This window comes from Marinitoga piezophila KA3 (assembly GCF_000255135.1).
Classification (GTDB): domain Bacteria; phylum Thermotogota; class Thermotogae; order Petrotogales; family Petrotogaceae; genus Marinitoga; species Marinitoga piezophila.
This window is the reverse complement of the sequence record NC_016751.1, coordinates 217026-233166: the sequence shown is the minus strand read 5'-3', so window position 1 is coordinate 233166 and position 16141 is coordinate 217026. Positions and strand designations below refer to the sequence as shown.

General features: G+C 23.7%; 12 protein-coding genes. 10 read left to right on the top strand and 2 right to left on the bottom strand.

Annotation, left to right across the window (positions count from 1 at the left end; all coding sequences use genetic code 11):
• Positions 1-6 precede the first annotated feature (6 nt).
• The 7 genes from MARPI_RS01115 to MARPI_RS01085 are packed head-to-tail and all read left to right on the top strand — an operon-like array spanning position 7 to position 9917.
• On the top strand, positions 7-384 hold the full coding sequence (locus MARPI_RS01115; RefSeq protein WP_014295749.1) for a DUF1987 domain-containing protein: 378 nt from the start codon (positions 7-9) through the stop codon (positions 382-384).
• An 18-nt stretch (positions 385-402) separates the two neighbouring features.
• On the top strand, positions 403-2001 hold the full coding sequence (locus MARPI_RS01110) for an ATP-binding protein (protein WP_014295748.1): 1599 nt from the start codon (positions 403-405) through the stop codon (positions 1999-2001).
• Positions 2002-2020: 19 nt separating this feature from the next.
• Complete coding sequence (locus MARPI_RS10575) at positions 2021-2671, top strand: response regulator (protein WP_014295747.1); 651 nt, start codon at positions 2021-2023, stop codon at positions 2669-2671.
• 52 nt (positions 2672-2723) lie between these two features.
• Complete coding sequence (locus tag MARPI_RS01100; RefSeq protein ID WP_014295746.1) at positions 2724-6914, top strand: hypothetical protein; 4191 nt, start codon at positions 2724-2726, stop codon at positions 6912-6914.
• Complete coding sequence (locus tag MARPI_RS01095; RefSeq protein WP_014295745.1) at positions 6901-7860, top strand: Wadjet anti-phage system protein JetD domain-containing protein; 960 nt, start codon at positions 6901-6903, stop codon at positions 7858-7860. Before MARPI_RS01100 ends, MARPI_RS01095 begins: the two co-directional genes overlap by 14 nt.
• Positions 7853-9217, top strand: coding sequence for a hypothetical protein (locus tag MARPI_RS01090; protein ID WP_014295744.1), 1365 nt, complete (start codon positions 7853-7855; stop codon positions 9215-9217). The genes MARPI_RS01095 and MARPI_RS01090 overlap by 8 nt, the downstream gene beginning before the upstream one ends.
• The gene (locus MARPI_RS01085; protein ID WP_014295743.1) at positions 9171-9917 is read left to right on the top strand and encodes a DUF6063 family protein; all 747 of its coding nucleotides are present in this window, start codon (positions 9171-9173) and stop codon (positions 9915-9917) included. The genes MARPI_RS01090 and MARPI_RS01085 overlap by 47 nt, the downstream gene beginning before the upstream one ends.
• A 46-nt stretch (positions 9918-9963) precedes the next feature.
• On the opposite strand, the gene MARPI_RS01080 is transcribed toward MARPI_RS01085, so the two are convergent.
• Positions 9964-11313, bottom strand: coding sequence for an ATP-binding protein (locus MARPI_RS01080; protein ID WP_014295742.1), 1350 nt, complete (start codon positions 11311-11313; stop codon positions 9964-9966).
• Positions 11314-11588: 275 nt separating this feature from the next.
• On the opposite strand from MARPI_RS01080, the gene MARPI_RS01075 reads away from it, so the two are divergent.
• Entirely contained in the window at positions 11589-12314 is a 726-nt protein-coding gene (locus MARPI_RS01075; protein WP_014295741.1) for a DNA alkylation repair protein, read from the top strand.
• Between the two features lie 154 nt (positions 12315-12468).
• The gene (locus tag MARPI_RS01070; RefSeq protein ID WP_337998606.1) at positions 12469-13839 is read left to right on the top strand and encodes an ATP-binding protein; all 1371 of its coding nucleotides are present in this window, start codon (positions 12469-12471) and stop codon (positions 13837-13839) included.
• A gap of 96 nt (positions 13840-13935) precedes the next feature.
• On the opposite strand, the gene MARPI_RS11045 is transcribed toward MARPI_RS01070, so the two are convergent.
• Entirely contained in the window at positions 13936-15525 is a 1590-nt protein-coding gene (locus tag MARPI_RS11045; RefSeq protein WP_171814216.1) for a hypothetical protein, read from the bottom strand.
• A gap of 322 nt (positions 15526-15847) precedes the next feature.
• Here MARPI_RS11045 and MARPI_RS11280 point away from each other — a divergent pair, with 322 nt between their 5' ends.
• Positions 15848-15979 (top strand): hypothetical protein, encoded by a 132-nt coding sequence (locus tag MARPI_RS11280; protein WP_014295738.1) that lies wholly within the window; start codon positions 15848-15850, stop codon positions 15977-15979.
• Positions 15980-16141: the final 162 nt, after the last annotated feature.

Genomic DNA, 16141 nt, shown 5'->3' with positions numbered 1-16141 from the left:
ACAATAATGGAAAAATTATATATTAAACCAACAAAATCTACACCTGAAATAAATTTTGATCCAGAAAAAAGGAAATTATCTATACGTGGTGAATCTTATCCGGAAAATTCTTTTGAATTTTATAATCCAATATTTAAATGGTTAGAAGATTTTTTTAATGAAATTTCTGATGAAGAAGTAATTTTTGAATTTGAAATTAGTTATTTAAATACAAGCAGCACAAAATCTATAATGTTTATATTAGATATACTTGAAGAAGCTTATGAAGAAAATAAAAAAATAAAAATAAACTGGTATTATGATGAAGATAATGAATTTTCATATGAAATTGCAGAAAATTTTATGGAGGATTTAAATATTCCATTTGAAATGATAAAAAAGTAAAACTCTTGAGGTGACATTATGAAAAATATGTCTGAAAATATCTTTTTTAATGAAATTAATAACTTAAAAGAACATGAAGAATTTATCAAAAAAGATATTTCATATGAAGAATTAAAATCACATTATAATGATCTAATAAAGAGTTATAAACGCTTATTAAAACAAACACAAAAAATTTCAAAAATAAGCGATATTAATCATAGATTACTTAATGAAACCAAAACGCATCTGAAATTACTTCTGGATAATTCAGAAGAAGGATTTCTTGCATTTGGGAAGGATTTTTTAGTTTACAATGAATATAGTCACGAATGTTTGAATATTTTTAACATGGAAGATATTTCAAAAAAAAATATATTCGAGTTACTCTTTGAAAAGGATTATGACATAGAAAAAAGAATTTTTGAACATATTTTTGAAGATTCGGAAAAGGAAGATGTTTATTTAGAACTTTTACCGCAGGAAATAAAAAGAAAAGATAAAATTTTAAAGGTTAGATATAAGATTATATATATGAATTCTGAAAAAAGAATTATGTGTATAATAAAAGACATAACTGAAAAAAAACAGCTGGAAAAAAATCTCGAAATGGAAAAAAATAACAATAAAATGTTATTAAATGTGATAATATATAAAGATTTAGTAAAAAAATACATAGACGATTATCTTCAATATGTTACTTCTAAAATATATGAAGATATAGAATTATATACCATTGAAAAATTTATATCAGAATTTTATAGAAAAATTCATACATATAAAGGAATATTTTTACAATGGAATATGTTGAAATTTGGTAAAGAATTGGATAAACTTGAAAATGAGATAAATATATTAAAAGAATCAAACATCAAGAGTAAAGCTGAAATAATATCTTTTATTAAAAAGAAAAAAATGGATACATATTTAATGTATGAACTGGATCTAATAAAAAAAGTATTGGGTAAAGAATTTCTAAATAATGAGATGATCTGGGTTGATAAAAAGAAGATACTTTCCTTAGAAGAATATGTACAAAAGAGTATTCCAGAAGATCAGGCAGAATATATATTAAAAGAATTAAAAAGATTATATTATAAAGATTTCAACAATCTTTTTAATATGTATAAAAACTATACTATAGATCTTGCTGAAAAATTTGAAAAGAAAATAGATAATTTTATAGTTGAAGTTGATGATAATATACTTTTTGATCCAGAAATATTTTACAATTTCAATAAATCACTTATTCACATATTTAGAAATATAATAGTTCATGGGATTGAATATCCACAGGAACGTTCAATATTAGGAAAATCTTACGGTGGGAATATATATTGTAAAGTTTATACTGAAAATAATGAAATACATATAAAAATTTCCGATGATGGTAAAGGTATTGATAAGCAAAAATTAAAAGAGAAGGCTGAGAAAGAAAATATAAAAGAAAAAGATATACTAAATCTTATATTTAGAGATGGAATTACAACGAAAGAAAATCCTGATGAATATGGAGGTAAAGGTGTTGGTTTATCTGCAGTAAAAGAAGAAATTGAAAAACTTAATGGTAAAATACTGGTTTACTCAGAAGAAAATAAAGGGACTACATTTGAGTTTATACTTCCTGAAAATTTTTAATAGAGGTGATTGAATATATATGGCCAAAATATTAATTGTTGAAGATAATATAGTTGTAAGAAAAGACTTAAAGAAAATTATTGAAAGTCTTGGCCATACAGTAATTGGCGAATTAGAAGATAGTAATAATTTAGTTAATTTGTATCAAAAGTTACAACCGGATATAATAACCCTGGATCTGGTTTTGAAAAAGAGCAATGGATTAGATGCATTAAAAAAACTTAAAAAAAATTTCCCGGATTCAAAAGTAATAATTATTAGTGTTACAAATAATAAAAAAGAAATTTTTGATGCTTTAAATTTCGGTGCTGATTATTTTATCATAAAACCAATCACCGAAGAAAAATTAAGAAAAGCACTTAATAAAATCTTTATTTCACCAAATAAAGTTTCTAAAATAAGGAATTTGTACAAAAAACAGGATGAAGAAGATATAGTTGAAGTTTACAATATAGATGGAGTTTTAAAGATATATATAAAAAAACCAATAAGCGGGAGAGTTCTTGAAAAGATAAATAAGGTAGTTGATGGGCTTCTAATAATAAAACCTCTAAAGATTGTATTTACGTACTTTGATAATGAACATAACATATTTGCATTAAAAAAATCGTTAAATGATATAATGTTAAAAATAAAGCGACATGGTGGCGATGTCGATATTGAAATATAATGTATTGATAATTGAAAACTAATTTAATATATAAATCTGGGAGAAGATTAATATGCCTAAAATAGATAGTTTTAGAATAATTAATGTTGATTATGATAATAAAACAAAGAAAATAAATGATCTATATATTGAAATGTCTGGAAAAAATACCAATATTATAATAGCTAATGGTTCTGGTAAAACCTTTATTATTTCATTGTTATTCCAAACAATTATTCCTGGACAAATCTCTGCAGAGGGTAGAACCTTTGAGACAATGCTAAAGGATATTGAGGGAACAGCACATATAACATTATGTCATATACTCGATAACAATAAGAAACTAATTACAGGGTTTGTTGCTAAAAAGGCGGAAAGGATAAATTATTATAATTACACTATAGAAATTCCATATGATTATACATTAAAGGATATAGAATATGTAAAAGAAAATGGTGAAGTTGTAGAATATAATGAATTTCGTGAATACCTTGAAAGAAATAAGAAAGTATATAACATAAGAATATTCGGTGAAACCTTAAAAAGTGAATATAGAAAATATCTTGAAACATATAGAATATTTAAAAGTGAATGGGAAATGATGGCACGTACCAATCGTATCGAAGGTGGGGTATCGGAGTTTATATCCTCTGGAGCAAGGAAAAGTACAGAAAAACTACTTTCTCAATTTATTATACCGAATATTACGTATTCTTTGAAAAGAAAGAAATCAAATAATGAAATTGCTGAAGCTTTCAAAAAACAAATTGACAATATTAAAAATCTACCAATATGGGAAAAACAGATTGAAGATAGTAAAAGGGTAGAAAATCTATTTAAAGTGCAGGTAGAAAAACTGGAAAAATTATATCAAACGCAGATTGAAATTAATAAAAAGATATATACATTATTTGAAATAAATAGATTATTAAAAATTCAAAAAGAAGAATATAAAGAAGAGTATGTGAAAAACACGGCTATTTTTGAAAATCTTCAAAATGAAATAAATTTTATTTATCATAAAATTGAAAATATAAAAAACGGTTATTTATTATATCAATTAAAAAATAATGAGAAAAAACTTAAAAAAATTGAAGATTCAAAATACGAATATGAAAGGTTAATTGAAGAAGAGGAAGAAAAAATATCCTTAAAAAAAGCGTTGGATGAGTATCTCGAATATTGTGAATTAGAAAATGAGATAAATGTTATTGATGAAGAAATAAAAAATAAGAGTTCAAATAAAGATTTAAAAAGAGAAATAAAAAAGGTATCTTCAAAATTATATGATTATTATGATATGCAGATAAAAGAATTAAATAAAAAATTAAGGGATCTGGAATCAAATATATATAAACTTGAAGTTAGACGAGATAAAGTTATAAAAATCATATCTGAAAAAAATAATAGAATCAAAACACTTGTTAATGATATAAAATACCTTGAAAGAAAGCTATCCGAGATAAATAAAATAATTGAAATTAAAAAGATAAAAACACTTGATATTCAAATAGAAGAGATAAAGAATAAAGTAAATGTTATTCAGGAAAAGATTAGTGAAATAAACATCAATATAAAAACCATTGATAATGATTTAATAGGTAATACAAGTAAAAAAGAAAACTTAGTCGAAAAAATAAAAGAATTAAAAGATGAATATGAAAAGTTTAAGGAGTTATATAATGATATTGATGCTCTAAAAAAACTGTATGGAGTAAAAACTTTTAAAGTGTTATATATAGAGATTTTAGAAAATTCAAAAAAGTTGCTTATTGAAAAAGAATCAATTTCAAAAAAAATAACAGCTATAGATATTTTAATGGATAGAATTAAAAGAGATAATTATATTCCAATACCGGAATCTATAGAAAAACTTGATAATTATCTTCAGGAGAAAAATTTTTATGATTATACAACAGGATATAAATTATTAAGAGATGGAATAGAACACAAAAATCCAATATTGTTAAATTCTATTATAGTGGAAAAAAAGGATATAAAAAAATTATCTGAAAAACTTAGAAAATATAGATTTTCAAATGACATAATTTTTATACAAAATAGGGAAAATCTTGCAAATTATGAAATAAATGATAGTATTTATAATTCTGGAATTCAGATAATTATGAATGATTATCATAAATTTGTTTCTGGTGAAATTTCTATTGAAGAATTATATGAGAGATATAAAACAGATAAAGAAAAATTAGAAAAAAAGCTGGAAAGTATATCCGAAGAATACAATCGTATAAAAGAATATCAGGATATTGTAATTAAATTTGAAAATCTATATGGAAAAAATGATATTGAAAAAGATAATGAATTTCAAGAAAGAATAAAGGTTTTAGAAAAAGATAAAGATAATATCCTATTAAAGATTTCAAAATTAAATTCTGAAAAAGCAGAACTTATCAATGAAAAATCCAGATTAGAAACGGAAATAAAAGAGATATCAAATAAGTTAAATCAGTTACTGGAAAAACAGATGAAAATTAGAGATATTCGAAACACATTAAATGACCGATTTGGAATAGATATATTCCAGATAAATGAATTCAATAAAAAATTATATAGAGAAAAAGAATCTATAGATCTCAAATTATTGGAATTAAACAAAGAGCTGGAAAAACTTAAAGAAGAAAAGAGATACATCAGTGCAGAAAAAGATGAAACATTTTTAAAAAAGTCTGAATATAAATCATATTTAAATATATATGAAAAGGGAATATGGAAATATGAAAACGAAGATATTTATGAATTGTCTTCACGCTATGAATATCTTATACAGCAAATTGATACAAAAGAATTATATAAAAGGAAAGAAAAATTACAGAAAAAGCTCAATAATAAATTACAGAAAATAAAACGCTATAAATATGAATTGGAAACACTTGAAAATCTTAAAAATGCAGAATTAAAAGATGAAAGTTATTATCGAAGTAATATTAGGCGTTATAGAAATGAAATAGGTGAATTCAATAGAGAAATTGGAAAAATTGAAGCCGAAATAAAATTGTTGAAAAAGGATATAACCAATTTTGAAGTAGAAGAAATTCCTGAAGAAAAATATATTATTTTAAAAGAAAAATTTGAAAAAGAATTATCCGACAAAAAAGAAAATTTATCAGTAATTGAAAATCAAATAAACGCGCTTGAAAAAAATATAGAGCGTCTGGAAATGAATATAAATGATGAAGAAAAATTACTTCAACCATATGAATTCCCTGGAAAACAGATAATAACAAATTTATCAGTATTTCAAAAAGAACATTTGCATAATAATTTTATAGCAGTTTTTCAGGAATTAAAAGATCTGGAAAATACCGAAAAGAAGAAAAGGGAAGAGATATCAGATGGTTGGCAGAAAATAAAATTATTAATTTCAGAAGAAGGATTTGATTTAATAGTAAATATGGGATTTTTGTATGAAAGAAATGATTTTCAATTTAACTATGAAACCGCTAAAAATCTCTATATAACAGTAAAAGATTTAATAGAAAAGAAAATTAACACATTAAAAAGTTATAAAGAAAAAGCCATGCGATTTAAAAATGAGATGATAAAAAATATTCTGAGTGAAGTTTCAATATACATGTCAGCATTAAAAAAACTCTCAAAATATTCAGAAATATATGTTGAAGATAGAAAAATTGAAACAATAAAAATAATATTTAATAAATATAACGAAGAAGAAGCATATTCAAAAATTTCAGAGTATATAGATGAAATAATAAAGCATATCACAGATAAAAACAACGAAAAGTTTAAAAGCGAAGAGGAGATAACGAAGTATATAAATATTAGTTTTTCAATTTTTAATCTCTTAAAAGTGGTTAATAATGGACCGATAAAGATTAAAATATTAAAACCGGATAAAACATTTGAAAATCCACGATGGTATTTTCTTGAAAATGTATCAGCCTGGTCTGGTGGAGAAAAGTTCTTTGCATTTTTTTCAATATACATATCAATTGTAAAAGTATTAAAAAATAATATTGGCGGAAATATGGTTGTTATATCAGATAATCCATTTGGAAAGGCAAGTTCAGAACATATACTTTCACCATTAATGATACTCATGAAAAAGAATAATGCACAATTCATCACCTTTACGGCACATAATGACATGAATATATCCAGATATTTTAATTATAATTATAGCCTTGTCCTTGTAAAAAATAAGGTTGTTTCTAATAACATATTAAAAATAGCCAGAAAAGAACATAAAGAAACATTTGAAAAAGGGTATTATGTGGAATGGTGAAAATATGAATTTAAAAAAATATCTTGAATCATATAAAAAGAAATATATCACCTATGAAGAACTGGAAAAAATTTCAAATAATGAATATGAAGAAATATATAAAAAAATAACAAATTTAATGAATAAAGGAATTCTAATACCTGTAAAAAATAAAAAAGAAAATGGAAGATATCCCTCATTACCGGCCAAATATCGTATAAATATAAATAATAAAAAAGACGAACTCTTTTTATTACATCCTAAAATAAATATAGATTATTATTTAAACCATATAAATGAGTATCAAAAAGATAGAGAAATTATTTTGAAGATAGATAATTACTTGAAAAACGGTGATAAAAAGTATGTTGCTATGCGTGAAAGGGCCTATGAAATATTTGATAATGAAAAGGCATTTGAAAGGGATAGAGAAGTACTAAATGTATTAAGAAACATAAAAATAAACATAAAAGAAGATTTATATACCTTTGATTCAAGAGAACCATTTTATATATTTGCATTTAATAACAATATAAAAAAGGTTTTAATATCAGAAAATCAAACACCATTTTATAATTTTTATCTTTTACACCAAGAAGGAATAAATCCTTTTGATGCAGTTATATTTGGCGAAGGAAAAAAGATTTTACGCAGTTTTGAATTTATATATGAATATGTGCCTGTTAATACCATTTTTTATTATTGGGGAGATATAGATTATGATGGTATATTTATTCTAAACAAATTAATAGAAAGATATAATAAACATCATATTATCCCCTGGGAAAAGGGATATAAAGCTATGCTTAATCAAAAATCTAAAAAAAGCAAGGAAAGAAAGTTCAGTATAAAAAGTGAAAATAACCTTATAAAAGAGTTATTAAATATAATAAGAGAAGGGAAGAATATTCCTCAGGAAGCAATTAATTATCAGTTATTAAAAAAGCTGGTGAGTGAAAGTGTTTAAAACATTTCATGAAAGAGTTTTTACAATTGGAGAATTTGCAGCATTATATAGAAATCTCACATCCTTTAAAAAAATTTCTCCTTCACGTTCCTTTTCAATTGGAATACTCATGCTAATATATATATTTAATAAAACACTTGAAGGTGAAAAAGAGGTTGAAGTTAAATCTATAATAGAAAATATGAAAAATATAGATAATAAAATATCTGAGGATCTATTAAAGGAAATATTTGAAAGACTAATCTTTGAAAATGGTTTTAAAGGTTTGTCCTTTCAATATTATGATTATGTAGAGGGAATAGAGAAAAAAATAAAATATAACTTTCTTGATATACTTCCCAAAAGGGATATTAGCGGAATAAAAACGGTGGTTTCTTTAACAAAGTCAGGCAAGGATTTTATGCTTAAAACACTGGAAGTTTATAAAGAGCTACAGATAACCATGGAATTATTATTTCTTCAAGAACAATTTAGAAAAGGAACATTTATAAATGCAAGAAACTCAGCTGAAAAATTGAAATTAGTGGTTTCATCAGAGCTGGAAAATATTGAAAAATTAATATATGAAATCCGCAGAGCTCCATGGAGAGTGGAATTTAAAAAAATAGAGGAAACGTATGATTTTACTCTAAATCAATTACAAAATGAAAAACAAATATTTGACAGGATATTCTTTTTAATTGATGAATACAATCTTGATACTTTATCAGAAGAAAAAGCAAAAAATCTGAATTATATAAAGAAAATATTATTAGAATCAAGGGAAATGCATTCCAGATTGCTTACAAAGTATCAACAGATAACAACGGAAATCATGAGAGCTGGTGAAAAGAACTTCTGGGAACATATAATAAATGAAATAAATATTGAAAAGAAATACCTTGATAAATTATTTTTATACAAAGAATTAAATCCTTTTTCAATATACATATTTTCATCATTAAAACCAAAAAAAAGCATAGCCTTTAATGTATTCTTTAATAATTCATATGAACATAATCAAAAGAGCAGTATAATTTTAGATGAAAATGAAGTAGAAAATATAGACGAACAAAAAATGATAGAAGAAATGCAAATTTCTTTTCTAAAAAAATTATTAAAAGCTTTAAAAGAGGTCGAAAATAAAATATATTTAAGTCAGATTATAGAAAAACCAAATAAAATTATCCTGGATACAGTCTTATATATGCACCAGCTAAAGACAATAAATATTACCAGAGAGCCGTTATTTAAAAAAGCTTTAAAAGATTTCAACGAAATATTTGAATTTAAAAAAATACATATTATACCCCTTGAAGAGGAAATAACAATTGAAGATTTTACATTTACAGAATACATATTTAAAAAATCAAGGTGAGAAAATGGAATCCATAGAGAATGCAATACAGATAATAACAAAATTAATAGAAAAAACAGAGATTTCAGAAGAGGAAAATAGAGAATTAATTCATATATATTTCAATGATGAAGAAGTAAAAAAAATTGTTGAAATATTTGCTGAAAAAGCCAACCTTTCATTATATGAATCTCCATCGGAAAATTATATATGTATTATTCCACGAAGTGTAAGAAGTATTTACGCCTACACTAAAGATGATATATATAAGCGATACGGATTAGAAAAAAATTCATATATGTTATTTATGTTCTATACATTTTGTATATTGCATATCTTTAATGACTTACAGGAAATTAGCGTGAAGGTTGATAAAGTATATGAAATAGCAGAAGAGTATATAAACAAAATAAAAACAGACCTTTCAAAAGAAAATATCAATCAAAAATACAATTGGAATTTTGAAGGGCTTATAAAAATATGGGATGAAATGAAAGAAATTTCGAGAAGTGATTTAACAAAAGAAAGAAGCAGTATTCATAATAAAATCGGTATGTTGAAAAAAACAATAAATATATTAAGTGAAGAAAAAATTATTGAATATATAGGCGAAAGCATAAATGCCATAAAAATGACTGAAAAAACGCATGCAATTATATTTGAACTTTCAAAAAACGATACATATCTTACATTAAAAAAATATTTTGAGGAAAGAGACTGATAAATTAAAACTCTTCTGGAAATTACAATCCAGAAGAGTTTGTTTTTTAAAAATTTTCAGGGGTAAGCAAAAATAAATTTTTATCTTTTAAACTAAGTAAATCTTCTGCAAATCCGCTTTTAGAAAAAATCACAAATTTCTTATTTTTATTTCCGTAATTTACAAATTCGCTCCTCAATTTTAATTTATCATAAATTGATAAATCAACTTTTTTGTTATTCCATTTACATTCGCCGAAAAGTATATTATTCTCATCATAAGCTACAATGTCAATATCATACGACTCATTTTTCTTATAAGGAACCCGTCCCCATACTTTTCCAATATTTTCAGGTATAAAGTCAAATAATTGAGGATTTTCCTGGATAAAAGTTTTACATATCTCTTCAAATTGAAAACCCATATATGTATTAAATTCATTATAAATCTTTTCAATTGCCTTTTCAGGAAAAAATTCAATTAAAGAGTAATTTCTATAAATATGATAAAAAAAGAAATTATAAAACTTATCCTTTATAGAATAACGAATATCTTTATTTTTCTTTGAAAACAACGATTTTTCTCTTGAAATGATTTCGTATATATCGCTCAATTCATTTAAATATTTTGGCAGACTTGTTTGTGGGATTTTAGAAATATCCTTTATTTCAGATGTTGTTTTCATTCCACCAGCAAGTGCTTCAAGAATTGAAAAATATGACTTATGTTCAGAACCGAATTCACTTATTAAAATATTCTTAGCTTCTTCTCGTAAAGGAGAAAAATCATCAATAAAAATATCATAAATTAAACTTTTTATATCTTTTTTTTCTTTAAAAAGCCATAAATATTTTGGAATTCCTCCTACCATCCCATAAATTTCCAGAGATTCAATAATATCGTATCCAAAATCTTTAAGCATAATAAGAGAATCTTTTAATGAAAAATCTTTTATTTTCAAAAAATAATCACTTCGCCCAAATAATGGCATCTTTTCTTCCATAAATATTTTTTTAATCATTCCAACATATGAACCTAAAACAATTAATTTAATATTATTTTCAGTATCATCCCAGGCATGTTGAAAAGCATATAAAATTTCCGGATTGATTTTATAGAAATTTTGAAATTCATCAAAAATAACATAATCATATTTTTCAAACAGCTCTGTAAATAAATCATACCATCGCATATATATACTTTTTGAAAAAGCTAAACTTAACTCTTTTAACAGTGTTTCTTCCTTTTTTACTTCAATAAAATAATAGAATGAATTATATTCATTTTTAAAAGCTTTTTTAATTAATGTAGTCTTTCCAATTCTTCTTCTTCCATATAAAACAATAAATTTTTTATCTTTAGAATTCTTAATTTTTTCAAAAAAATCCAATTCCTTTTTTCTATTATAAAATTTCATATTCTCACCTCGGTATTATACTAATCAGTATTATACTATATATAATTATACTATACAGTATAATTATATACCGTTTAAATTTATTTGTCAATAGAAATATTACTTTAAAATGATAAAATAAAATTGGAATATAGTCAAAATTTTTTAATATTATTATTGACTTTATTCCAGAAAAATTATGATATTATATAAGAATATAGAATTTAATCTAAAAAGAAAGTGGTTAAATTGGAGTTTTTTAAAAACTTATCAAGAAGTTAAAAAAGAGAAGTGTTATGAAAAAAATTGAATTTTTTGGTGGTGATATAATGGGAAGAATTGAAAAAATCATTTCTGAAATATCTGAATTTAAAAATAGTGAAAGAGCCGAACATTCTCAAAAGTATTTTAAAGGTAATGATGGGTATGGAAAAGGAGATAAATTTTTGGGAATAAAAGTTCCTATTATAAGAAGATTTGCAAAAAAATACAAAGATTTAGATTTTTCAGAAATTGAGAAATTTTTAAATTCTGAATATCATGAATTTAGATTATTAGCTCTTTTTATATTGACACACAAATATAAAAAATATCCTGATAAAGTAGTAGAAGTATATCTAAAAAATATTGATAATGTAAACAATTGGGATCTTGTAGATAGTTCTGCACCACACATTTTAGGTGCATATTTATATGAAAAGGATAAAAGTCTTCTGTATGATTTTGCGAAGTCAAATAATTTATGGAAGCAAAGGATAGCCATCTTATCAACTTTTTATTTTATTAAAAGGAATGATTTTAGTGATGCACTTAGAATATCTGAAATTCTTATTAATCATGAACATCATCTAATTCATAAAGCAGTTGGATGGATGTTACGTGAAATAGGAAAAAGAAATAAAAAAGTTGAAGATGAATTTTTAAAGAAATATTATGAGAAAATGCCGAGAACAATGTTAAGATATGCAATTGAAAAGTATCCAGAAACTGAAAGAAAAAAATATTTGAAAGGTGAAGTTTAAAAATTTCTAAGAAATTATAGACTTGTCAGAATAAAAACAAGCTGAGATTTTTCAGCTTGTTTTTTTATTTAGATTTTTATGATATAATTATAAGTGTTATTATACTAATTTAAATTATACTAATCTAGTTTAGTATAATTAATTGTGAGGTGATATTATTTTTATAGACAGATTTGAAGAAAGAGAATTTTTTGAAAAGATATTAAATTCAAATAAAAAAGAGGTATTTGTATTATATGGTCGTCGAAGAATAGGAAAGAGTTTTTTATTAAAAGAAGTTACAAAAAATAAAAACACATTATATTATACAGCTAGAAAAATTTCTCCAAAAGAGCAATTAAAAACATTTTCCAATAAAGTTGGAGAATTTTTGAAATTTGGAAAAATATCTTTTGAAAATTGGGAAGATGCTTTTAGGGTTTTATTCGAATATTCAAATAGAGAAAGTATAATCATGGTTCTTGATGAATTTCAATATTTAGTTGAAAAAAATCAGGAAATACTTTCTATATTACAATTATTAATTGATGAGTTTGAATCATCAAAAATGAAATTAATCCTATGTGGTTCGAGCATAAGTTTTATGGAAGGTATTTTAAGTTATAATAATCCATTATATGGTAGAAAAACAGGAAATCTAAAATTAAATCCCATAGCCTTTAAAGATATTAATTTATTTATTCCAGATAATGATTATCATTCATTAATGACAATTTATTCCATTATTGGTGGAATTCCATATTATCTTCAATTGTGGAATAGTCAATTAGATATATTAAAAAACATAGAAAATTTATTTTTAACTCTTGGGGCACCCTTAAAAGAAGAGCCATATTTTATTTTAACACAGGAATTAAGAGAAACATCTATTTATCAATCAATTCTTGAAGCAGTCGCCAGTGGAAAAACAAGAATTAACGAAATAACCTCATTTATTGGTGAAACCGATTCAAGAAGGATACAGCCTTATTTAAAATCATTGCAGCTTTTAAAAATAGTAAAAAGGGAATATCCTGCTTTTACTAAAAATCCACATAGAATAAAGAACTTTATATATAAAATCGATGATCAATTATTTAATTTCTGGTATAGATACATTTTCCCACATAAAGATAGTGTTGATTTAAATGATTATTCCAATGTTATTGAAATTATAAAAAATGATTTGACGCAATATGTTTCTTTTGAGTTTGAAAAACAAAGCATAATATTTTTGAAAGAAAAATTTAATCTTGCTGAAGCAGGTAATTATTGGAATAAAAATATTGAAATAGATATGCTTGGAAAGGATTTTGAAAATAAAATATATGCTGCAGAAATAAAATGGAGAAATAGGAAGATGAATATAAAAGATTTTTATAACCTAAAATTCAAAACAGAAAAATCTAAAATAAGTGTGGATAATTTTATTTTGGTATCAAAAAGCGGATTTGAAGAAAATCTAATTTCATTGGCCAAAGAAGAAAAAATTACACTTATAGAATTTACAAAAGAAAAGGGATGGAAAATTGTAAATATCAAGTAACCTTGGAAAGAACCAATTTATTTTACCATATACAGAGGATTATATAATTGAGAAAATTTAATAGATATAATAAAATCCCTATTTATAGGGATTTTGTTATAAGAATTTATCAATAATCTCATCAATCAAAATTCTTTCGTCATCTTCAAAAGAGTAATAACCTAAAGCAATTCTTTTTTGACCAAGACCATATTTAATTGCAAAATCACGAATCTTGCTTTTTGGATAAGGAGTAATGGACCATTTAATATCGTATCGAACGCAATTTCTTAAAAACACATCAAAAACTTTCATTTCCTCATCACTGAGCTTAAAATAATTAAAAACAAACTCCTTAAAGTTCTTTGGTTTCTTAAAAAGCTCAGTGATGAGTTTTTTTCTTGCTAAATAGAATAAACAGCCTTCGGCAGTCTGAGGATTATTATTTTTATTCAGTAAATTATCTATGAGAATTTTCTCATGAAAATTCTCCATCATAACATTAAAAAAATACATCTTCTCATAATTAGCAGAGAAGAATTTAATAATCTTATTTTTATCATCTTTAAATATTAATTTCAATAGAGGTAATTTTGAATATTTGGGTTTATTTATATAGGATATATATGTAGCTAAAAATAATACAGAAAGATCAATTGTCTTTTTTAAAAATACTTCTTTATTTTTTTCAAATAAATTCTTTATTTGCCTTTTGAATATTTCATTATTTATTTCATACGGTTGGTTACTGGAAAAAATAAGATGATATTTTCTTATCAATTTATTTAAAGTAACACTTTGTATAGTCATATATTTTTTTATATCATTCAAATTCAAAACATTTTTCATATACTGAAATAATGAATTATCAATTTTATAATAAGTAACTGGAGAAAATAAAAATTTCATAAATTTTAAATCAATAGAAATTTCTGAATTATTATGATAAATCGCATTCACAACATCACAACATTCAAAAATTTTTATATCCTTGTTAATTCTTCTAACTTCAAAAATAGTATCAAACCAGTTATAAATATAATTTAAATCCTCAAAATAATAACCGATATAATACTCCAATAAATCAGCAGCAATTAAAGCTTTCTTTTTATCTACTTTTCTTATCCACCATGCAGCACCATTTAAACCATTACACATCATTGTTGGATGTGGAAAGTCTTTTGCAAGAAAATAACCATCTATAAATAATTCATATGCTTTATTATATTCTTCATTCTTAATGTATTCTCTTGCCTGAGAATATTTTAAAATAGCCTTATCTACATTATTTTCTTCATAATTATCAGAATACGCTTTAAAATCCTTATTAAGGATATTATATTTTGTATTCAATAATTTTAAACCAGGAATCATTAAATTCCTGGCATATTCAGAAATATTCTTAAAGTTATTTCTTAAACATTCACACTGTTTTTTAGCAGGTTCAAATTCTTTATTTTTCACATAAAGAGATATGAGTTCAAATCTTGCAAGTTCTCTTAATATTGTTGTTGTTGTTGTTGCAATAACCTTATTTGCATAAAATATTGCAGATTTAAAATCTTTTTTCCATTTTGATTTTAATAATAGAATATAATATTTTAAATCGTCTTCTGTATTGTTTTTATAAATATAATTAATAATTGGTGTTGAATAGTATCCATATTTTATAATATCGATAAGTATTTTAAAGGATATATCTTTCATTGTCAAACAATCACCTCAATGATTTGAATTTTGTGAAAATAAACAGAAATAAAAATGATACAAAATTTTAAAAATAAAAAATAAAAAACTTTTTCACAAATATTTTTGCGGAATAAAAGGATAAAATAAAAAAAATAAAAAGTTTAAAAGAGGCATAAAAAAAAGAAAAATAGAAAAAATTACAATTAAGTAACCATTGATAATTTACAACTTTGTGAAAAATATAGAAGTTTCTAATATTGATAAATAACGGATTTTTATTTTTGAAAAAACACTTGAAAGTCATGTTAGAAATGGTAAAATCAAAAATGGAGGTGAAAATATGAAAAAAATCACTATATTAATAATCATAGGAATAGTAATATTTTCAACAATAATATTTGCAGGAGATAATGATGATGAATATGCTACAGATTCAACCAATCCTCAAATCCAAATTGAATTTTCTGAGTAGTTAGATAGAATCTATTTTCTATTTTATATCTACGTAGATATTATATCAAAAATTTAAATTTTTTCAGCCGGCTGTTTTGTTCTGGCGCCAGAAAAATATAAAATAGAAGGAAATATAAGGAGGTTATAAAATGCTAAAAGGTTATTATTTTATTAATAGTAA